The sequence below is a fragment of the Klebsiella michiganensis genome (assembly GCF_015139575.1).
Classification (GTDB): Bacteria; Pseudomonadota; Gammaproteobacteria; order Enterobacterales; family Enterobacteriaceae; genus Klebsiella; species Klebsiella michiganensis.
In genome coordinates this window covers 3111118-3130100 of sequence record NZ_AP022547.1, presented here as the reverse complement: position 1 = coordinate 3130100, position 18983 = coordinate 3111118, and the positions used below count along the sequence as shown (strand labels likewise).

Here is an 18983-nt window from a genome sequence, read left to right as displayed (position 1 = left end):
GGCTTAAAACGGGAGCTCGCGCGGGACCGTTTGCAGCGTTATCCAGCGTAGCTCGGTAAACTCGGCAATTCCCGCGCGGCCGCCAAAGCGGCCGTAGCCTGACGATTTGCAGCCGCCAAACGGCATTTGCGCTTCGTCGTGTACGGTGGGGCCGTTGATGTGGCAAATGCCGGTTTGCAGATTTTGCGCCAGGTTCCACGCCCTGGCGCTGTCCCGGCTGTATATCGCCGACGAGAGGCCATATTCGCTTTCATTGGCGACGGCCAGCGCTTCGGCTTCGTCCTTAACGCGAATAATCGATTTCACCGGACCGAACGACTCTTCATGCCAGATGCGCATTTCCCGGGTGACGCCATCAAGCAGGGTGGCGCGCATTTGCGTCGAATCGGATAGGCCGCCGGCCAGCAGGCGCGCCCCCTTCGCCAGCGCGTCCTCTATCAAGGCATTGCAGCGGGTGACGGTCTTCATGTCCACCACCGGGCCGAGCAGGCTGGCGGGCAGGGCGGCGGCGCGTCTGGCCAGCTGCGCCACAAACGCTTCCGCGACGGTCGCGTCAACGATGATGCGCTCGGTGGACATGCAGATTTGTCCGGCGTTGGCGAATGCGCCAAAAATTGCGCCTGCGGCGGCCTGTTCGAGATCGGCGTCATCCAGCACCAGCAGCGGCGCTTTGCCGCCGAGTTCCAGCACCGCGGGTTTCAGATGTTCGCCGCAGGTGCGGGCGATTATCCGTCCCACCGGCGTGGAGCCGGTGAAATTGATGCGGCGTACGGCGGGGTGGGCAATCAGTAACTCCACCAGCGCAGGCGCGTCGGCGGGGGCGCAGGTCAGATAATTGACCACGCCCGCGGGAAAGCCTGCCGCCGCCAGGGCATCGATAATCAGCCCCTGGGTCGCCGGTGAAAGCTCCGCGCCTTTGAGGATAACCGTATTTCCGCAGGCCAGCGGCGTGGCGATAGCGCGGGTCGCGAGGATTAATGGCGCGTTCCACGGTGCCATGCCAAGCACCACGCCTGCACCCTGGCGGATGCCCAACGCCAGGTTTCCCGGCACGTTGGAAGGGATCACCTGGCCCTCAATTTGCGTGGTCAGGGCGGCGGCTTCGCGCAGGATATCGGCGGCCAGATGAACGTTAAAACCGGCCCAGTGCGCGGTGGCTCCCGTTTCCGCCGCCATCGCGGCGATAAATTTCGCCTCACGGCGCAGCATCTCTTCCGCGGCCTCCAGCAGGAGGCGTCGGCGCTCGGCGGGTACCGTATCGCGCCACTGCGGGAACGCCGCGCCGGCGGCAGCGGCGCAGCGGCGGGCATCCGCCAGGCTGGCGGCGCTGGCAACGGAGGCGCGTTCGTGCGTGAGCGGATTATCGCGGGTAAAGGTGGCATGACCTTCAGCATCATGCCACTGGCCGTTGGTGTACAGATTGCAGGTTATTGTCATTATTGGCTTCTCCTGGCGTTACGATTTGCCGAGTGTATCGGGTTGCGCCGCCGCGCGGTGGCGGTCGGGCGGTTATCGCCCGCTTTTTTCGTAACTTTGCGCAGGGTTCACATTTATGAAGAAGTTCGATGACGCCAATTGAGAGGATGTTGAATTTATCGTCGAAAACGCGGTTTTTAGCATAACCTGATAGCAATTGATTATTTGCCGGTTGAATTCTCCTGTGCTGTTATTAAAGGACTTATAACAAATTCATAAGGCTTATAACCATGTCTACAGGGAAAACGTTTCTTGCGCTGGCGTTGAGCGCGCTACTGCCGGCGGCAGGCGCCTGGGCGGCGGGCAACGATACGCTGGTCTATTGTTCCGAAGCTTCGCCGGAATCTTTCAACCCGCAGATTGCCAGCTCGGGCCCATCTTTCGTCGCCAGTTCCCAGGTGCTTTATAACCGCCTGATAAACTTTGACCCGGTCAAAAATACGCCGATTCCCTCGCTGGCCACCGAATGGCGCGTCTCCCCGGACGGTAAAACCTGGACTTTCACCCTGCGTAAGGGCGTGCAGTTCAACAGCAACAAATACTTCAAGCCGACCCGTGATTTCAACGCCGATGACGTGCTGTTCTCGGTGCTGCGGCAGAAAGATGCCAGCCATCCGTACCATAATGTTTCCCAGGGACATTACGAATACTTCCACGACGTTGGGCTGGATAAGCTGATCAAAGACGTCAAAAAAATCGATGATTATCACGTGCAGTTTGTGCTGAACGAGCCGAACGCGGCGTTCCTCGCCGACTGGGGAATGGATTTTGCGTCGATTCTGTCTGCCGAATATGCCGATGCGATGCTGAAAAAAGGCACCCCGGAGTATGTCGATACCTGGCCTATTGGTACCGGACCCTACGCGCTGCAGCAATATAAAGCGGATTCGCTGATCCGCTATGTCGCTAACCCGCACTACTGGGACGGTGACGTGCCGACCAAACACCTGATTTTCTCGATCACACCGAACGTTGAGACGCGGCTTGCGAAGCTGCAAACCAATGAATGCCAGATTATCCCCGCGCCGTCGCCGGTACAGTTCCCGGTGATTAAGGGCAATAAAGATCTGGCGCTGCATGCGGTTGAGGCGCTCAACGTTGGCTATCTGGCCTTTAATACCGAGAAAAAGCCGTTTGATAACGTACTGGTGCGCCAGGCGCTGAACTACGCTACCGACAAGCAGGCAATCGTGAAAGCGGTCTTCCTGGACTCCGGCAGCGTCGCGAAATCGCCGATCCCCGCCAATATGCTGGGCTATAAGAAAGATCTGCCTGATTACGACTACGATCCGCAAAAAGCGAAAGATCTCCTTAAGCAGGCCGGGCTGGAAAAAGGGGCCGAGGTCACCCTGTGGTCGATGCCGGTGCAGCGGCCGTATAACCCCAATTCCCGACGTATTGCCGAGATGATTCAAAATGACTGGAGCAAGGTTGGGATCAAAGCCAAAATCGTTACTTATGAATGGGGTGAATACCTCGCCGGCATGCGCAAAGGCGAGCACGACAGCGCGCTGTTTGGCTGGATGTCTGATAATGGCGATCCGGATAACTTCGCCGGCACCCTGTTAAGCTGCGATAACATTAAAACCGGCTCTAACGTTGCCCGCTGGTGCGATAAATCCTACGATGCGCTGGTGAAAAAGGCTATCCTGGTCAGCGACCCGCAGGCGCGCGCCGGACTCTACGCTCAGGCGCAGGAGATTTTTCAGCAGCAGGCCCCCTGGATCACCCTGGCGACCGGTAACACCTTCTACGCGACGCGCAGCAACGTGAGCGGCTACAGTGTGAGCCTGATGGGCAGCGATTTTTCCAAAGTTAAACTCAATTAAGCCGGAAGGAGAGAAGCATGTCGCATCTGGATGAGGTCGTCGCGCGCGTGGACGCCGCGATTGCCGAAAGCGTTATTAGCCATATGAATGAACTGCTGATCGCGCTGAGCGATGATGCGGGGCTGGGGCGGGAAGAGCGCTACGTTCAGCAGCAGCGTTTGCGTAACGCCATCGCCCACCACGGCCGCCAGCAGCACGAGGAGCAGGAAGCTCGCCGGGAGCAGCTGACCCGCGGCGGCGAGATTCACTAGTTACGCCGCTAGAACTGGCGCCTGGCCACCAGCCAGGCGCCGATAACCAGCATCACCGCCCCGCAGAGCGGGCCAAACAGCGCGCGTAGCGGGACGTGGTGCGCGCGAATCAGATCTATCACTAAGCCCCCAACCAGCTGGCTGGCAATCAATACCGCAATCGTGGTTGCCGCCCCGACGTTCTGATAGCCGCTGATGCTGGCAAAGACAAAGAACGAGCCCAGCAGACCGGGAATAAGCGTCCACCACTTTACGCTGACCGCCAGCTCCTGAAACCCCGCCGCGCCGTGCTTAAGCAGCAGTATTGTCACGAAAATCACGATGCCGACCAGCGAGTTAAGCAGCATGGCGATCAGGATGGTCGATGCGGACTGGGTAATGCGCACCATCAGCGTGTTTTGCAGCACCAGCCCGACGCCAGCGGCGATTAAACAGGCCAGGGTCAGCGTTTGATTCATGCGCTGCCGTCCGGATCGCGGCGATCGTCAAGCTGCAGCTGCATAAAGGTCAGATCCAGCCAGCGGCCAAATTTCGTGCCGACCTGCGGCATCTGCCCGGTGGTGATAAAGCCCAGCGTTTCATGCAGATGCAATGAAGCCTCGTTTTGCGCTTCAATGCCGGCGACCATGACGTGCTTATTCAGCCGTTTCGCCTCGGCGATAAGGGCGACGAGCAGGCTGCGGCCCAGACCTTTCCCCTGATGATCGGGGTGGACATAGACGGAATGTTCGACGGTGTGGCGAAAGCCGTCAAAGGCGCGCCAGTCGCCGAAGGAGGAGTAACCGGTAATCACGCCGTTATCTTCGCTCACCAGCACGGGATAACCGGCTATCTGCCGGGCTTCGAACCAGGCAATACGGTTGTCGGTATCGACGGTTTTGTCGTTCCAGATGGCGGCGGTATGGACGACCGCGTGGTTGTAGATTTCAGCGATTGCCGCGCAATCGTCTTTGCTGGCATGGCGGATGCTCATGGTAACCCTCAGGCTTGTACACTATAGTAGTACGATATTATTACAATAATGTACGCAAGGCTGTCATCTGTTTTAGCCATAAATTTTTCCTCTGGCCGGCCGGGTCCGTTGTGTGCGATGACTGCGCGACCCTGGCTTGCCTGCGCAGAAACATCATTCGTATTTATATTTCATGATTGGAGGATTTATTAAATATATTACTGTTAATCTGCCGTCATACTTTACATTTTTATTTACCGGATTTGGATTTTTCTGACATGCAGAAAAGAAATTAATTTTATCATAACTCATTGATTATATTGGTGATGATGTAAATCATTGTGATGGCAGTCCGCTTTTTATTTTCACCCAATAGAACTAGTCTAACCCCTGAAGATATATTTCGGTTAAGCAGAGTGCATGTCGAGAAGTTATTCAATGTAGCTCTGTTGGATTTTATATAACGATATTCTGTTTACACTATTATGCGTATTTATACGCAGGGAATGATTTTGCTAACAAGGGTGAAGCAATGGCGCGTACACAAAATATGAAGAAATTAATGCCGTCAATATTGGCAATGGCCATGGGGGCTATATTGGGCAATTCCGCTATGGCGGCTGAAACCACCGCGCTACAGGCGGCACCGGCTTATACCGCGACGCAGACTAAAGGGGAGACGCTGTGGAGCAATGACGATACGGCAATTGGTATTTTAGGATCCGTACGTTTAATGGCCAAAACGGACTCTAATCATACTCAGGAACATAATATACAGAATAATGACTCGCGGCTGGGGGTTGCTGTGCGGCATAATTTTGACCTGAACGGCCTGAGTAATTATGCCGTCGGTTATTATGAGACCGGCGTTCATGGTTTAGATTCCGCCACCGATGACCAGGGCAATGATGTTTATACCCGGCAGGCTTATGCCGGTATTGGCAATGACCGCTATGGCGTGGTGACCTTCGGCAAACAGTATGCTCCCACGGACTGGGGGCTGGGTATTGATACGACTTATGCCTGGGGCGGTAAAGCGAAACATGATACCGCCGGAATGTCGACGGATATTATTAATTCCGCGGCAATCTATTATTACAATGATAAAGATATGACGATTGGCGTCATGGGGCAAGGCAATGACAACGTCGACAGCATCGGCTTTGCGGCCTACGGCGATGGGCCGAACCTGCATGACGCTTACCGCGATGGTTCAGCCACCGTTCACGGCGGCGCCGCGGTTGCCGCGCAGTACCGTTGGGATAACGGCTTCTCCGTCTCCAGCGCGGTGGCGTATAACAATTACACGGTAAATAGCGGGTCAGTCAGCGGCTGCCAGAATTTTGGCCCGAATGGCCACTGTTTTAATTACACCGATAATAACGGCGATGCCTATGACGGCAATACTTATAGCATGGGCATGAACGCGAAATATACGACAAGCGTTGGCGATCATGCCTGGTATAACGGCGCGGAAGTGACTTATTACCTCAATAAAGTGAATGATGTTACAGCGGCGACCAGCGGCCATTACGAACATAATAACCAGCAGGGGGATGACCAGGAAACGGTTCTCGGTCTGGAATATGACTCGCAATTTAAAATCACCCCGGCCTGGAGCGTGTACGTTGATTTTAACTGGTCGCAGGGCGGCGATGCGATGGAGGGGCAGCACTTCCAGTCGACGGTATTAGGCACCGATTACTGGCTGGGGAAAAACGCGGTGACCTATCTTGAATACGGCTACGAAAAAGCCTGGGGCAACGATAATGAAGCGTGGAATATTGACGACAATCTCGGCGCAGTGGGGCTGCGCGTCTTTATCTGACGGGCATTTTCTTTTCATTTATGGTCTTGAGGGTGCTTTAGTTAACGGATTGCATCCTTTTCTGCCTTGCCCGGCGGTGTATTACGCCGGGCCTTTTCACGATAATCGCCGCTATCGGCGTCTGGTTGTAGAAACAGTAGGGCTACACTATAGTGTCACGTTATGAATACTATAGAAGACAACCTCAACCAGCGCATCAGCGCACGCATCCGAATCGAGCGGGAATCCCGCGGCTGGTCGCTCAGCGAACTCGCCGAGCGGGCTGGGGCGTCGCGGGCGATGATCCACAAGATCGAGCGCGGCGAAAGCAGCCCGACGGCGTCGATGCTTGGACGACTTTCCGGCGCCTTCGGCATTAGCATGTCGACGCTGATCGCCAGGGCGGAGATGCAGGAAGGCAAGCTGCTGCGTTTTGCTCATCAGCCGGTGTGGCACGATCCGCAGAGCCACTATCTTCGGCGTCACGTTTCCCCGCGTAGCGACCTGCCTATCGATCTGGTGCAGGTGGAACTTCCGGCTGGCAGCGACGTTCCTATGCCCGCGTCATCCTATGCGCTGGCTCGGCAGCTCATCTGGCTACAGCAGGGCGAACTGGTCTTTCTCGAAGGCAACGCGCGCCACGAAATGCAGGCGGGGGATTGCCTGGAGCTCGGGCCGCCGAACGACTGCCGCTTTATTAATGAAACCACGCAGCCCTGCATCTATCTGGTGGTCCGGCTCAATCAATCTGCCTCATAATGTCAATGCGCGTTGCCGGGAAAGCAGCTAGCCTCAATACAGACTTGTCAAAAGAGGAGTTTGTTATGGCTTTCAATCCGCAACGCCACCGCCGCTGGCTGCTGGCATCCCGTCCGCACGGCGAGCCGACCGGGGAAAACTTCCGCCTGGAAGAGGGTGAGGTCGCTTCTCCCGGGCCGGGACAGCTACTGCTGCGCACCGTCTTTCTGTCTTTAGATCCCTATATGCGCGGGCGGATGAGCGACGCGCCTTCCTATTCGCCGCCGGTCGCCGTTGGCGCGGTGATGGTGGGCGGCACCGTGAGCCGCGTCGTGACATCGAACCATGATGATTATCAGCCCGGCGACTGGGTGCTGGGCTACGGCGGCTGGCAGGATTATGAACTCTCCGACGGCAGCGGGCTGGTGAAGTTAGGCGAGAGCCCGGAACACCCTTCCTGGGCGTTGGGGATCCTCGGCATGCCGGGCTTTACCGCCTATATGGGGCTGCTGGATATTGGTCAGCCGAAAGCGGGTGAAACGCTGGTGGTCGCCGCCGCCACCGGGCCGGTTGGCGCAACGGTCGGACAGATTGCGAAGCTGAAAGGCTGTCGTACGGTGGGCATCGCGGGCGGCAGCGAGAAGTGCCGCTATGCGGTAGAAACCCTCGGCTTCGACGCCTGCATCGATCACCGCGCGCCCGATTTCGCCGTCAAACTGCTTGAAGCCTGCCCGCAGGGGATCGATATCTACTATGAGAACGTCGGCGGGAAAGTGTTTGATGAAGTGCTGCCGCTGCTGAACACCTCGGCCCGCGTGCCGGTTTGCGGCCTGGTCAGCGGCTACAATGCCACCGCGCTGCCCGACGGCCCGGATCGTTTACCGCTGCTGATGGCGACAATCCTCAAAAAACGCATCCGTATGCAGGGCTTTATTATCGGCCAGGATTACGGGCACCGGATTGCCGAGTTCCAGCAGGAGATGGGGCGCTGGGTGCAGGCAGGGAAAATCAAATACCGCGAGCAGGTGGTTGACGGCCTGGAGAACGCGCCGCAGGCGCTCATCGGTCTGCTGAAGGGCGAGAACTTCGGTAAAGTGGTGGTTCGCGTCTCTCCTGACGAGTAGCTTTTTCCCGGCAGGCATCGCGCCTGCCGGTTTTATGATGATTTACGCGTAAAACGCCAGCCGCTCCGCCAGCAGGTCAACAAACGCCTGGCGATCGACATCGAGCATCACCGTTGCGTTCGGCTTCCTGCCGGTCAGATTGTAGAAATCGACCACGGTCATTCCCTGGGTATATTTCCCCTGCGTTTCCACGCCGACCCAGCGTTCAACGGTGGTAAACATCTCCGGCTTCAGCAGCCAGGCAATGGTGCACGGGTCGTGCAGCGGCGCGCCGACAAAGCCCCATTTCTCATCCTTATGGTACTCAAGGAAGAAGTCGAGCAGTTCGGCGACGATGGTGGATATCGGGTTGCCAATGCGGCGGAAGCGCTCAATATCCTCAACGTGAATTTGCGCTTTATGGGTGACGTCTAACCCGGCCATCACCACCGGAATGCCGGACTGGAAAACGATCTCCGCCGCTTCCGGGTCGACGTAGATATTAAACTCGACCGCCGGCTGCCAGTTACCCAGCACCATCGCACCGCCCATTATCACGATGCGGGCAATTTTGGCATGCAGTTCAGGGTGGCTGTTGAGCAGCAGGGCGACGTTGGTTTGCGGGCCGGTTGCGACGATGGTGACCGGCTCGGCGCTGTCGCGCAGGGTTTTGGCCATCAGCTCGACGGCGGTGCACGCCTGGGCGGCAAAGCCCGATTCCGGCAGCGCCGGACCGTCAAGACCGCTCTCTCCATGCACGTTATCGGCGATAATCAGCTCCCGCATCAACGGCTTGAGCGCGCCGCCGGCGACCGGAATATCCGGGCGCTTAAGCAGGGTGAGCATCCGCAGGACGTTGCGCAGGGTTTTGTCCGGGGTCTGATTTCCCGCAGAGGAGGTGACGGCTTTAACATTGAGTTCGGGTGAGGCGAGGGCAAGAACGAGGGCAATCGCGTCATCATGACCCGGATCGCAATCGATAATCACTGGCAGTGCCATAGCAGCTCCTTGTTGGCGTTATTTTGTGACAAGGGTAACGCCGTAAAGCGGTATAGACGAGGCTTAGCGCAGGATAGTGTGATGACGTGCACGATTGAGCGCCGATATCGCGCGACGCCTTGCCAATCTATCTGCCTGATCCTTGCGCAATCAGGGGGTAGCCATGCGGTGGCGCAAAAAGTCGCTTCTCGCGGAGGCCTATAATGATAAAACGACTCAACCATACAAATATTCATGGTTTGCTTTCCGCCAACGGATTCTTATTCTAAAGAAAACTTCAAGAGGTAACCGCAATGAAAGATGTTGTAGATAAATGCAGTACCAAAGGCTGCGCCATTGACGTGGGCTCGATTATTGATAATGAGGACTGCGTCTGGCGGGTAGAGAAAAACTTCGCCAGCCGCGAAGAGGCCGAGTCCACCATCGCGGCCGTCCGCGAACGTGCCCTGGCCGCCGCGCCCGCCAGCGAGCCGCCGCAGGTCGACTATACCATCGTGGCCGCCGGCGATGAGGCAAAGCTTGAGGCTTCGATTGCCTTCTCCTGCCAGGCGGAAAAGATCATTTTCGAATTGTCGTTAAGAAACGTGATTTAACGCCAGCGAGCATCCACGGCTAACCCTCAACAGGATCCTGCAAGCGATCCCGTTGAGGTCCCGCAATCAAGCGTTAATCAAACCGCCATGCCAGATTTAGACCGATACCGTAATTACGGCCCGGCGCCGGTTCGTAGTAGCGGCCGTTGGATTCGTTAACGATAACCGAGCCCGCGTAGCTGCGGTCAAACAGGTTATCGACGCGGCCAAACAGATCCATATCCATTTTGCCATAGCTCCATTTATAGCCGGTCGTCAGGCCGACCACCGTCCAGGATGGGGCTTTGGCGGTGTTCTCATCGTTAGCCATAATATCGCTCATATAGCGAATATCGCTGCCCGCGTACCAGCCTTTTTCGGGCTGGTAGCCAAAGGAGGCATAGCCCATGTTGCGGGCGATCCCCGGAATGCGATTGCCTTTACAGCTGGCATCATCACAGACGTTGGTACGATAGGTCGCATCCAGCCAGGTCCAGGCCGCTTTTAAACGCCAGCTCTCGCCGAACTGCTGATCCAGCCCCAGCTCCATCCCCTGGCGACGGGTTTTCCCGGCGTTTTTATAGCTGGTACGCCCGCCGCTGCTGGCGTCGACGACAATCTCATTGTCGGTGTCGGTCTGGAACAGCGCGGCGGTCAACAGGCCGTTGCCGATACGCGCCTTGCTGCCAATTTCAACGGTTTCGTTGGTGGACGGCTGCAGGCCAAAGTTCAGCCCGCCCTGGTCGCCGGAGCGATAGGAAAGCTCATTAATGGTCGGCGTTTCGAAACCGCGGCCGGCGGAGACGTAGACGTTCCACGCGTCGGTTACCGCATATTTCAGCGAGCCTGCCGGCAGCCATTTATGATAGCTGGCCTCGCCGCTGTCATCGCCGTTGCCCGGCGTAATGTAATAATCGTTGGAATCGAACCAAACCGAGCTGTAGCGCACGCCCGCGTCCAGAGAGAGTTTCTCGGTGAGCTGCCACTGGGTTTGCAGATAGGGATCGACGTTCCACATCAGGTTACGCTCGTTGCGGCGCAGGTCTCCCTTTTCACCGTACTGCGGCGCGCCGTTGCTCATAACAAAGTTTTCGTAACCTTTGCGGCGCTCGCTCATGGTTTCGTAATCAAGACCGGTGGTAAAGGTGACCGGCACCAGCAGCTCGCCGCGGTGGGTCCAGCGGGTATCAATTCCCTGGTAGTGACGCGTCAGGTCGATAACGCCGCCAGCATGGGTGGGTTTGAGCTGCGGCGCGCGAGGAATCGACTGATATTGCGTGGTTTCACGTTCACCGGCGTACATCATCACGCTCAGATCGTCCTGCTCGCTCAGCTGTCGCTCGTAGCGTAAACCGGCCTGGGTCTGTTTGATGGTTTTGCGGGTATTGTACTCATCGCCTCTTGGCGACTGGCGCGGATTATTTTGCCATTCGTCGTAGCTCAGGCCGCCCGCGTCATTAGCTTTAATATCCACGCTGTTAAACAGCAGGGTCAGCTTACTAACGTCATTGATGCGCACGCCGAGCTTCGCGTTGGCAAGATTCTTACGCGCGCCGCTATGGTCGCGGGAGCCGTGGGTGGTGAAGCGGTTGGTGGAAACCACGTAGTCGACGTCGCCCGCGTGGCTGCCGTCGCCCACCGCGCCGGTCGCTTTCATACCGTAATGCCAGGTGCCAAAGCTGCCGTAGTAGCTGCTGGCTTCGATAGTGGGCGGCTGGCTTCCGGTCTGGCTGGTGGCGTTGATCACCCCGCCGGAGGAGTTACCGTACAGGGCGGAAAAAGGCCCGCGCAGCACCTCGAGCGAATCGAGGCTGCCAATATCAATATTCGAGGTTTGCCCCTGGCCATCGGGCATGGTGGCCGGGATACCGTCGACGTAAATACGCAGCCCGCGCACGCCGTAGGTGGAGCGGGACCCGAAGCCGCGAATCGAAAGCTGCAGATCCTGCGCGTAGTTCTGGCGGTTTTGCACCTGCAGTCCCGGTACCGCGCCCAGCGACTCGGAGAGGTTTACCCGCGGCGCGGCCTGGCGCATCTCATCGCCGTTAACCACGCTAACGGCGGCGGGGGTATCGAGTTCAGAAACCGCCGACGGCGCGGCGGTAACCACCATGGTCTGTTCAGCGGCGAGAGCGGTGGGCCCTGCGGAGACCAGCGGCAAAAGCAGAGCGGGGAGCGCGGCGGCGCGCACGGAAAGGATTTTCATCAAAGTTACTCACAAAACGAACCAAACGGAACATATGTATATATGTTAGCTCTTTTGTAAATTTTTTGAAAAGACTTAACGGAATTTGAGTTAACAAATAGCAAGAATTGCGTGATGTCGAGAACGCTACGGGTAATTAACGCTCCACATTGCGATAAATAATGATTACTATTCGCATTCCTAAGAAGAGCGCAAAGCGATGATTTTGCGCCCCGGAAGCACTGTCGAGCAGGCATATATTTGTTTTATCAAAGGGAGTCGTCATGTCATTACGTCATCTGTCCGCGCCGCGTCTGCGCCGTTCACTGTTGTTAACTTCGTTACTGCTGGCGGGGAGCTTTAGCGCCCACGCGGCGGAAGAAATGCTGCGCAAAGCCGTCGGCAAGGGCGCATACGAAATGGCCTATAGCCAGCAGGAGAATGCGCTGTGGGTGGCCACCTCGCAAAGCCGTTCGCTGGATAAAGGCGGTATCGTTTACCGTCTCGATCCGACGACTCTCGAAGTCACGCAGATTATTCATAACGATCTGAAACCCTTCGGCGCGACGATCGATAACGCCACTCAGACCCTGTGGTTTGGCAACACCACCGACAGCACCGTCACCGCCATTGATGCTAAAACCGGGAAAGTGAAAGGGCGTCTGGTGCTTGACGCCCGCCAGCGCAGCGAAACCGTACGTCCGCTGGCCCCGCGCGAGCTGGCGGTCAACGAGAAAACCAACACCGTCTACATCACCGGGCTGGGTAAAGAGAGCGTGATTTGGGTGGTGGATGGCGACAAGCTAACGCTGAAAGACACCATCGCCAATACTGGCGCAATGGCGACCGGTCTGGCGCTGGACGCGGAAGCGAACCGTATCTATACCACCAATGCCGACGGGGAACTGGTGACTATCGACAGCACCAGCAACAAAATCCTGTCGCGTAAAAAGCTGCAGGATGATGGCAAAGAGCACTTCTATCTCAACCTGAGCCTGGATACCGCCGGACATCGCGCCTTTATCACCGACGGTAAACAGCCGGAAGTGCTGGTGGTCGATATTCGCGATGGCAAAGTGCTGGAGAAGATCGCCGCGCCGGAGTCCCTGGCCGTGCTGTTTAACCCGACCCGCAATGAAGCCTACGTGACGCACCGTAAAGCCGGCGAAGTGAGCGTGATCGATGGTAAGACCTACAAAGTGGTCAAGACCTTCAAAACGCCGACTCATCCGAACAGCCTGACGCTCTCCGCCGATGGTAAAACGCTGTACGTCAGCGTGAAGCAGGAGTCGACGCGTCAGAAAGAGGCGACCCAGCCGGATGACGTTATCCGCATCGCGCTGTGATCCTGACGGGAGGGGGCAACCTCTCCCGCCATCAGTGTGTTCGCACTGCAGCCGGGTGGCGGATTACGCCTCACCCGGCCTACAAAATGCACTGTTTGCTGTCTGACCGAAAACCGCACCCATCCAGATATCACCCTCTGTTACAAACACTTATTAGCCTGATAAATGTAATGGCTATAAACTTACGGCTTTCCTGCGCAAGCGGGACGGTGGCATTAATCCTGGAGAAAAGATGAAAAAATCATTAATGGTTGTTTGCGCCGGCGCGATGCTGGCTCTTCTGGCGGGCTGTAGCTCAAACTATGTCATGACGACAAAAAGCGGGCAGACTATCGTAACGCAGGGCAAGCCGAAGCTGGATAAAGATACCGGAATGACCAGCTATACTGATGAGTCGGGCAATAAGCGCCAGATTAACAGCAGCGATGTGGCCCAGCTGGTGGAAGATAATTAAGTTGTGCGGTTGCGGTTTGCCCGGTGAGGCAAACCGCAACGTGATTTATTGCTGTTTTTCAATATTCGGCGCGGTGCTATGAATGTCATGCACGCGCTTGCGCACGCCAAACCAGCCGGCGACCAGCAAAACGGCAATCAGCGGAAGCGAACCGATGGTATAAGTCCCATTCGGATAATCGAAAGCCATTAATACCAGCACGCTAAGCAGGAACAGCAGGGTCAGCCAGGAGGTAAAAGGCGCCCCCGGCATCTTGAAGCTAACGTCCGCCGCTTTGCCTTCCTTGATCGCCTTACGCAGGCGCATCTGGCATACCACAATAAAGCCCCATGAAGCGATAATCCCCAGCGACGCGACGTTAAGGACAATTTCAAACACCTGCGAAGGCACCAGGTAGTTGAGGAATACCCCAACGACATACACCGCCAGCGTCGCCAGAATCCCGGCGTAGGGCACGTGGTGGCGGCTCATTTTCGACATAAACTTCGGCGCCGAACCGCCCATCGACATGGAGCGCAGAATACGCCCGGTGCAGTAGAGGCCGGAGTTGAGGCTGGAGAGCGCGGCGGTTAACACCACGATATTCATCACGCTGCCGATATACGGCACGCCCAGCTTCGAGAAGAAGGTGACGAACGGGCTCTGCCCGGCCTGATAGGCATTCCACGGCAGCAGCAGCACCAGCAGCAGCACGGAGCCAACGTAGAACAGACCAATACGCCAGATAACGCTGTTAATGGCGCGCGGCACCATGGTCTGCGGATCTTTACACTCGCCAGCGGCGGTACCCACCAGTTCGATAGAGGCGAAGGCGAACACCACCCCCTGTACCAGCACCAGCGCCGGCAGCAGGCCGTGCGGGAACAGGCCGCCGTTATCGGTAATCAGGTGGAAACCGGTGGCATTGCCATCCAGCGGCTTTCCGCTGCCAAGAAAAATAGTCCCGACCACCAGAAACGCGACGATCGCCAGAACTTTCACCAGCGCGAACCAGAACTCCATCTCGGCGAACCATTTCACGCCGATCATGTTCATGGTGCCGACAATCGCCAGCGCGCCGAGGGCGAAGACCCACTGCGGAACGTCGCCAAACGCGCCCCAGTAGTGCATATACAGCGCGACGGCGGTGATATCGACGATCCCGGTCATCGCCCAGTTGATAAAGTACATCCAGCCCGCAACGTAAGCCGCTTTTTCGCCGAGGAACTCGCGGGCGTAGGAGACGAAGCTGCCGCTGGAGGGGCGATGAAGCACCAGCTCGCCCAGCGCGCGTAAGATAAAGAACGAGAAGAGGCCGCAGACCAGATAAACCAGCGCCAGGGCCGGTCCGGCCATCTGCAGGCGCGCGCCCGCGCCGAGGAACAGGCCGGTACCAATCGCGCCGCCGATGGCAATCATCTGCACCTGACGGTTGCCCATCGCCTTGTGGTAGCCCGACTCCTGGGAGTTCAGCCAGTGGCGTTTGGCAGCGTGCTGCTCCGCCACGCTAGAGTGTTTTGTATTCATTGATGTCGCTATTTTCCTGTCAATGTCCATGAAGTGGTTCGTGCTGCTGGCTCTCTCATCATTCTGAGGAATGAGATAAGCGAGCATGGCGGAGAATCCTACACGTATCGGAAAATGGACGCACGCAAAAGATTTGCGGACAGCACTTGCTTAAATATCAATGAGATCGGACGCTTTTCGGCGTTCGCGCATGATGGGGAAATTTTGCTCATCGTTTTAACGTTATTGCGCTATTATTCTCCGCCCGCGTTTTGCCCGAGAGACCACGATGAAAATCAACGTAGTAGGGACCAGCGGCGTCGGCAAATCCACCCTCGCGCGTCGGCTGGCTCAGGAACTGTCACTGCCTTATATTGAAATGGATGTGCTCTACTGGCTGCCCGAGTGGCAAGGGACTCCGGACGATGAGTTCTACGCCAAACTTACCGCCGCGCTCGCCGCGCCCGGCTGGGTGCTGGACGGCAACTATAACCGCAGCCGCCCGGTAAAATGGCGCGATGTGGATCTGGTGGTGTGGGTGGACTACAGCTTCTGGCGCACGATCCGCCAGGCGGTCCGTCGCGCGGCTTCACGCGCAAGCCGACGGCAGGAGCTGTGGCCCGGCACAGGCAATTGCGAAACCTTCCGCCGCTCTTTCTTTAGCCGGGACTCTATTATTCTCTGGACGCTGAAAACCTGGCGCAACAATCGCCGGCGTTACCTGGCGGATATGCAGGACCCGCAGTATCAACACATTCGCTTTGTTCGTTTACGCGACCAGCAGCAGACCGAGGCGCTGGTGCGCGAGCTTCGGCAGAATAGCCGATAATCCCCCGGCTCGCGCTGCGCGTAGCCGGGCTACCGGACCGCAGATTGTCGGTAACCCGTAGCCCGGGTAAGGCGTTTACGCCGCAACCCGGGGAATATGCCGTGACGTGGCATTGCTGCGGCTTCTTCCCGGCTCGCGCTGCGCTTAGCCGGGCTACCGGGCCGCAGATTGCTGGTAACCCGTAGCCCGGGTAAGGCGTTTACGCCGCAACCCGGGGAATATGCCGTAACGTGGCATTGCTGCGGCTTCTTCCCGGCTTGCGCTGCGCTTAGCCGGGCTACAGGGCCACAGATTGCTGGTAACCCGTAGCCCGGGTAAGGCGTTTACGCCGCAACCCGGGGAATGTGTCGTGACGTGGCATTGCTGCGGCTTCTTCCCGGCTTGCGCTGCGCTTAGCCGGGCTACAGGGCCGCAGATTGCTGGTAACCCGTAGCCCGGGTAAGGCGTTTACGCCGCAACCCGGGGAATATGCCGTGACGTGGCATTGCTGCGGCTTCTTCCCGGCTTGCGCTGCGCTTAGCCGGGCTACAGGGCCACAGATTGCTGGTAATCCGTAGCCCGGGTAAGGCGTTTACGCCGCAACCCGGGGAATATGCCGTAACTTGGCATTGCTGCGGCTTCTTCCCGGCTTGCACAGCTCCTGCCCGGGCTACAGGCCCACAGATTGCTGAGGACGCGTAGCCCGGGCAGATGCGCAGCATCGCCTCCGGGGCAGTTACCTCACCGCATATCTAATTTCCGGCAGAGTAAATGTAAATAAATTGTTTCTCACCAGCCGCGGGCGCTTCTAATAATGCAGACATGTTAATCCACATGAGCCTGCGAAATGTCTTATCGAATCAGTATCCTGGATAAAAGCCCGCTGGCAGCCGGAGAAACGGCTGCCCAGGCGCTGGCGCGTACATTAACGCTTGCGCAACAGGCGGAAGCCTGGGGCTATCATCGCTTCTGGATAGCCGAACACCACAATACTGACCAGCTCGCCAGTCCGTCGCCAGAGCTGGCCATTGCCTGGATCCTCGGCCAGACCCGCAGGATTCGCGTTGGCTCCGGCGGCGTCATGCTGCAGCACTACAGCCCGTATAAAGTGGCGGAAAACTTCAATATGCTGGCTTCCCTCGCTCCGGGCCGCGTGGATCTGGGCGTGGGCAAAGCCCCTGGCGGACTGCCGCTCTCCACTCGCGCGTTACAGCAGGGGCTTGACCCCCAGCAAAAGGGGCGTTTTGCCGACCAGCTGGCGCAGCTCGACAACTGGCTGTCGCTGACTGAAACCGACGGTGAGGAGAGCGTCCGCGCAACGCCGATCCCGCCGCGTCGCGCCGACGGCTTTCTGCTCGGCGCCAGCCTGGAGAGCGCACAGCTGGCGGCGCAGCTGGACTGGAACTTCGTCTTCGCCGCCCATCTCAACGGCGATAAGCAGCTGCTGCGCGAGGTGTTAACCCGCTGGCGCGAACTGAGCCGTCGCGACGCGATTATTGCCGTCCAGGTCATCGTGGCCGAAGAGGCCGCGACGGCGGCGGAGCTGGCAAAATCCGTCGAAACGTGGGGCGTTGAGCTGGAAAACGGCCAGCGGGTCACCGTCGGCAGCGAAGCGCAGGCGGCCGCCTTTGCCCGTCAGGCGGGCAGCAGGCCGACGCGCATCGCCCGGCGGGAATCGGCGGTGCTGTTCGGCACCCCGGAACAGGTGAAAGCGCAGCTGGATGCCCTGCAGTCGGCCTGGAACATCGACGAATTTATTATCGACACGCCCATTAACGATGGCGCGGCGCGCCTTAACTCCCTGCGTCTGCTGGCCCGGGCGCATTTGAGCGCGGAGGTGCAGCCATGAGCCTTTCCGAACAGTTAATTCGCTGGCGGCGCGAACTGCACCAGTACCCCGAGCTCTCGCTGCAGGAGGTCGACACCACCGCACGTATTCGCGACTGGCTGCAGAGCGGCGGCATCAGCCTTCTGCCTTATGAACTGAAAACCGGCGCGGTTGCCGAAGTGGGCAGCGGCGATAAGGTGATAGCCCTGCGTGCCGATATCGATGCGCTGCCTATCGAAGAGGCGGCCAGCGTGCCGTTTCGCTCGTTGAATGCCGGCGTGATGCACGCCTGCGGGCATGATATTCATACCAGCGTGATCCTTGGCGCGGCCTTACTGCTGAAACAACGCGAAGCGCAGCTGGCGGGACGCGTCCGTATTCTGTTCCAGCCGGCGGAGGAGAGCTTCGGCGGCGCGAAAACCCTGATTCGCGCCGGCGTGCTGGAGGGCGTTTCCGCCATTTTCGGTATGCATAATGAACCGGGGCTGCCGGTGGGCGAATTCGCCACCCGAGGCGGCGCGTTTTACGCCAACGTCGATCGCTTTGTGTTTAAGGTGACCGGCAAAGGCGCTCACGCCGCCCGGCCTCATGAAGGGAAGGACGCCATTCTGCTGGCCAGCCAGCTGGTGACCCTGCTGCAAAGCGTCGCCAGCCGCGAAGTGAATACCCTCGATTCCGTGGTGCTTAGCGTCACGCGGATTCAGGGCGGCAATACCTGGAACGTCCTGCCGGAAAGCGTCGAGCTGGAAGGTACGCTGCGCACCCACAGCAGCGAAGTCCAGCAGCGGGTGAAAGCGCGGGTGAGCGAGATTGCCGCCGGCTTCGCCAGCGCCTTCGGCGCGCAGATAGATGTCTTCTGGTACGCCGGACCGACCGCGCTGGTTAATGATGAGCGCTGGGCCGCTTTCGCCAGCGACGTGGCCGATAAGTCTGGCTACCGCACGCACCATGCGGATCTCCATCTCGGCGGGGAGGATTTTGCCGTTTATCTTCAGCATATTCCCGGCGCGTTCGTCAGCATCGGCAGCGCCAGCGAATTTGGTCTTCACCATCCGGCGTTTAACCCGGATGAGCGTTTAATCGCCCCGGCGGCGCACTACTTTGCCGATCTGGCAGAGCAGGCATTAAAAGCACTTTAATTATTCAGGGT

Annotated in this window: 17 protein-coding genes; 11 read left to right on the top strand and 6 right to left on the bottom strand. The window is 58.0% G+C overall.

Going from position 1 to position 18983, the window contains the following annotated elements; all coding sequences use genetic code 11:
* Window positions 1-3 precede the first annotated feature (3 nt).
* On the bottom strand, window positions 4-1437 hold the full coding sequence (locus JLG71_RS14710; RefSeq protein ID WP_025107888.1) for an aldehyde dehydrogenase: 1434 nt from the start codon (window positions 1435-1437) through the stop codon (window positions 4-6).
* Between the two features lie 269 nt (window positions 1438-1706).
* Here JLG71_RS14710 and JLG71_RS14705 point away from each other — a divergent pair, with 269 nt between their 5' ends.
* Together JLG71_RS14705 and JLG71_RS14700 are read left to right on the top strand one after the other, a co-directional pair.
* The gene (locus JLG71_RS14705) at window positions 1707-3305 is read left to right on the top strand and encodes an ABC transporter substrate-binding protein (RefSeq protein ID WP_048263602.1); all 1599 of its coding nucleotides are present in this window, start codon (window positions 1707-1709) and stop codon (window positions 3303-3305) included.
* A 17-nt stretch (window positions 3306-3322) separates the two neighbouring features.
* Window positions 3323-3556: a DUF2526 family protein gene (locus tag JLG71_RS14700; RefSeq protein ID WP_014229241.1), complete on the top strand. Its 234-nt coding sequence runs from the start codon at window positions 3323-3325 to the stop codon at window positions 3554-3556.
* A gap of 8 nt (window positions 3557-3564) precedes the next feature.
* Here the strand turns inward: JLG71_RS14700 and JLG71_RS14695 are convergent, their stop codons facing one another.
* Both JLG71_RS14695 and JLG71_RS14690 read right to left on the bottom strand, forming a co-directional pair.
* A complete protein-coding gene (locus tag JLG71_RS14695) occupies window positions 3565-4014 on the bottom strand; it encodes a DMT family transporter (protein WP_032749209.1) in 450 nt (149 codons plus the stop codon).
* Window positions 4011-4529, bottom strand: a complete 519-nt coding sequence (locus JLG71_RS14690; RefSeq protein ID WP_200913546.1) for a GNAT family N-acetyltransferase — start codon at window positions 4527-4529, stop codon at window positions 4011-4013. Before JLG71_RS14690 ends, JLG71_RS14695 begins: the two co-directional genes overlap by 4 nt.
* Window positions 4530-5040: 511 nt before the next feature.
* On the opposite strand from JLG71_RS14690, the gene JLG71_RS14685 reads away from it, so the two are divergent.
* The 3 genes from JLG71_RS14685 (at window position 5041) to JLG71_RS14675 (ending at window position 8177) form a co-directional block, all read left to right on the top strand.
* A complete protein-coding gene (locus JLG71_RS14685) occupies window positions 5041-6336 on the top strand; it encodes a porin (protein ID WP_200913544.1) in 1296 nt (431 codons plus the stop codon).
* A gap of 162 nt (window positions 6337-6498) precedes the next feature.
* A complete protein-coding gene (locus JLG71_RS14680; protein ID WP_025107883.1) occupies window positions 6499-7074 on the top strand; it encodes a helix-turn-helix domain-containing protein in 576 nt (191 codons plus the stop codon).
* Window positions 7075-7139: 65 nt separating this feature from the next.
* Window positions 7140-8177: an NADP-dependent oxidoreductase gene (locus JLG71_RS14675; protein WP_025107882.1), complete on the top strand. Its 1038-nt coding sequence runs from the start codon at window positions 7140-7142 to the stop codon at window positions 8175-8177.
* Window positions 8178-8219: 42 nt separating this feature from the next.
* Here the strand turns inward: JLG71_RS14675 and rihA are convergent, their stop codons facing one another.
* On the bottom strand, window positions 8220-9155 hold the full coding sequence (gene rihA, locus JLG71_RS14670) for a pyrimidine-specific ribonucleoside hydrolase RihA (RefSeq protein WP_200913543.1): 936 nt from the start codon (window positions 9153-9155) through the stop codon (window positions 8220-8222).
* Between the two features lie 293 nt (window positions 9156-9448).
* Between rihA and JLG71_RS14665 the strand changes: the two genes are divergently transcribed.
* Entirely contained in the window at window positions 9449-9748 is a 300-nt protein-coding gene (locus tag JLG71_RS14665; RefSeq protein WP_025107880.1) for a DUF406 domain-containing protein, read from the top strand.
* A gap of 73 nt (window positions 9749-9821) precedes the next feature.
* Here JLG71_RS14665 and pqqU read toward each other — a convergent pair whose 3' ends face one another.
* Window positions 9822-11933, bottom strand: coding sequence for a TonB-dependent receptor PqqU (gene pqqU / locus JLG71_RS14660; RefSeq protein ID WP_181919000.1), 2112 nt, complete (start codon window positions 11931-11933; stop codon window positions 9822-9824).
* A gap of 263 nt (window positions 11934-12196) precedes the next feature.
* On the opposite strand from pqqU, the gene yncE reads away from it, so the two are divergent.
* Window positions 12197-13258: a 7-bladed beta-propeller protein YncE gene (gene yncE / locus JLG71_RS14655; protein WP_014229249.1), complete on the top strand. Its 1062-nt coding sequence runs from the start codon at window positions 12197-12199 to the stop codon at window positions 13256-13258.
* Between the two features lie 232 nt (window positions 13259-13490).
* Window positions 13491-13712, top strand: coding sequence for a YgdI/YgdR family lipoprotein (locus JLG71_RS14650; RefSeq protein ID WP_009652277.1), 222 nt, complete (start codon window positions 13491-13493; stop codon window positions 13710-13712).
* A gap of 45 nt (window positions 13713-13757) precedes the next feature.
* On the opposite strand, the gene ansP is transcribed toward JLG71_RS14650, so the two are convergent.
* A complete protein-coding gene (gene ansP, locus JLG71_RS14645; protein ID WP_025107878.1) occupies window positions 13758-15218 on the bottom strand; it encodes an L-asparagine permease in 1461 nt (486 codons plus the stop codon).
* A gap of 268 nt (window positions 15219-15486) precedes the next feature.
* Between ansP and JLG71_RS14640 the strand changes: the two genes are divergently transcribed.
* From JLG71_RS14640 to JLG71_RS14630, 3 genes are all read left to right on the top strand, one after another.
* Window positions 15487-16026, top strand: coding sequence for an AAA family ATPase (locus tag JLG71_RS14640; protein WP_032749200.1), 540 nt, complete (start codon window positions 15487-15489; stop codon window positions 16024-16026).
* Window positions 16027-16852: 826 nt separating this feature from the next.
* On the top strand, window positions 16853-17854 hold the full coding sequence (locus tag JLG71_RS14635; RefSeq protein ID WP_064378500.1) for an LLM class flavin-dependent oxidoreductase: 1002 nt from the start codon (window positions 16853-16855) through the stop codon (window positions 17852-17854).
* A complete protein-coding gene (locus JLG71_RS14630) occupies window positions 17851-18972 on the top strand; it encodes an amidohydrolase (protein ID WP_025107875.1) in 1122 nt (373 codons plus the stop codon). Before JLG71_RS14635 ends, JLG71_RS14630 begins: the two co-directional genes overlap by 4 nt.
* Window positions 18973-18983: the final 11 nt, after the last annotated feature.

Bases quoted from the DNA above. Each gene is read 5' to 3' on its own strand.
- JLG71_RS14710 (WP_025107888.1), bottom strand. From the start codon at position 1,437: ATGACAATAACCTGCAATCTGTACACCAACGGCCAGTGGCATGATGCT.
- JLG71_RS14705 (WP_048263602.1), top strand. From the start codon at position 1,707: ATGTCTACAGGGAAAACGTTTCTTGCGCTGGCGTTGAGCGCGCTACTG.
- JLG71_RS14700 (WP_014229241.1), top strand. From the start codon at position 3,323: ATGTCGCATCTGGATGAGGTCGTCGCGCGCGTGGACGCCGCGATTGCC.
- JLG71_RS14695 (WP_032749209.1), bottom strand. From the start codon at position 4,014: ATGAATCAAACGCTGACCCTGGCCTGTTTAATCGCCGCTGGCGTCGGG.
- JLG71_RS14690 (WP_200913546.1), bottom strand. From the start codon at position 4,529: ATGAGCATCCGCCATGCCAGCAAAGACGATTGCGCGGCAATCGCTGAA.
- JLG71_RS14685 (WP_200913544.1), top strand. From the start codon at position 5,041: ATGGCGCGTACACAAAATATGAAGAAATTAATGCCGTCAATATTGGCA.
- JLG71_RS14680 (WP_025107883.1), top strand. From the start codon at position 6,499: ATGAATACTATAGAAGACAACCTCAACCAGCGCATCAGCGCACGCATC.
- JLG71_RS14675 (WP_025107882.1), top strand. From the start codon at position 7,140: ATGGCTTTCAATCCGCAACGCCACCGCCGCTGGCTGCTGGCATCCCGT.
- rihA (WP_200913543.1), bottom strand. From the start codon at position 9,155: ATGGCACTGCCAGTGATTATCGATTGCGATCCGGGTCATGATGACGCG.
- JLG71_RS14665 (WP_025107880.1), top strand. From the start codon at position 9,449: ATGAAAGATGTTGTAGATAAATGCAGTACCAAAGGCTGCGCCATTGAC.
- pqqU (WP_181919000.1), bottom strand. From the start codon at position 11,933: ATGAAAATCCTTTCCGTGCGCGCCGCCGCGCTCCCCGCTCTGCTTTTG.
- yncE (WP_014229249.1), top strand. From the start codon at position 12,197: ATGTCATTACGTCATCTGTCCGCGCCGCGTCTGCGCCGTTCACTGTTG.
- JLG71_RS14650 (WP_009652277.1), top strand. From the start codon at position 13,491: ATGAAAAAATCATTAATGGTTGTTTGCGCCGGCGCGATGCTGGCTCTT.
- ansP (WP_025107878.1), bottom strand. From the start codon at position 15,218: ATGAATACAAAACACTCTAGCGTGGCGGAGCAGCACGCTGCCAAACGC.
- JLG71_RS14640 (WP_032749200.1), top strand. From the start codon at position 15,487: ATGAAAATCAACGTAGTAGGGACCAGCGGCGTCGGCAAATCCACCCTC.
- JLG71_RS14635 (WP_064378500.1), top strand. From the start codon at position 16,853: ATGTCTTATCGAATCAGTATCCTGGATAAAAGCCCGCTGGCAGCCGGA.
- JLG71_RS14630 (WP_025107875.1), top strand. From the start codon at position 17,851: ATGAGCCTTTCCGAACAGTTAATTCGCTGGCGGCGCGAACTGCACCAG.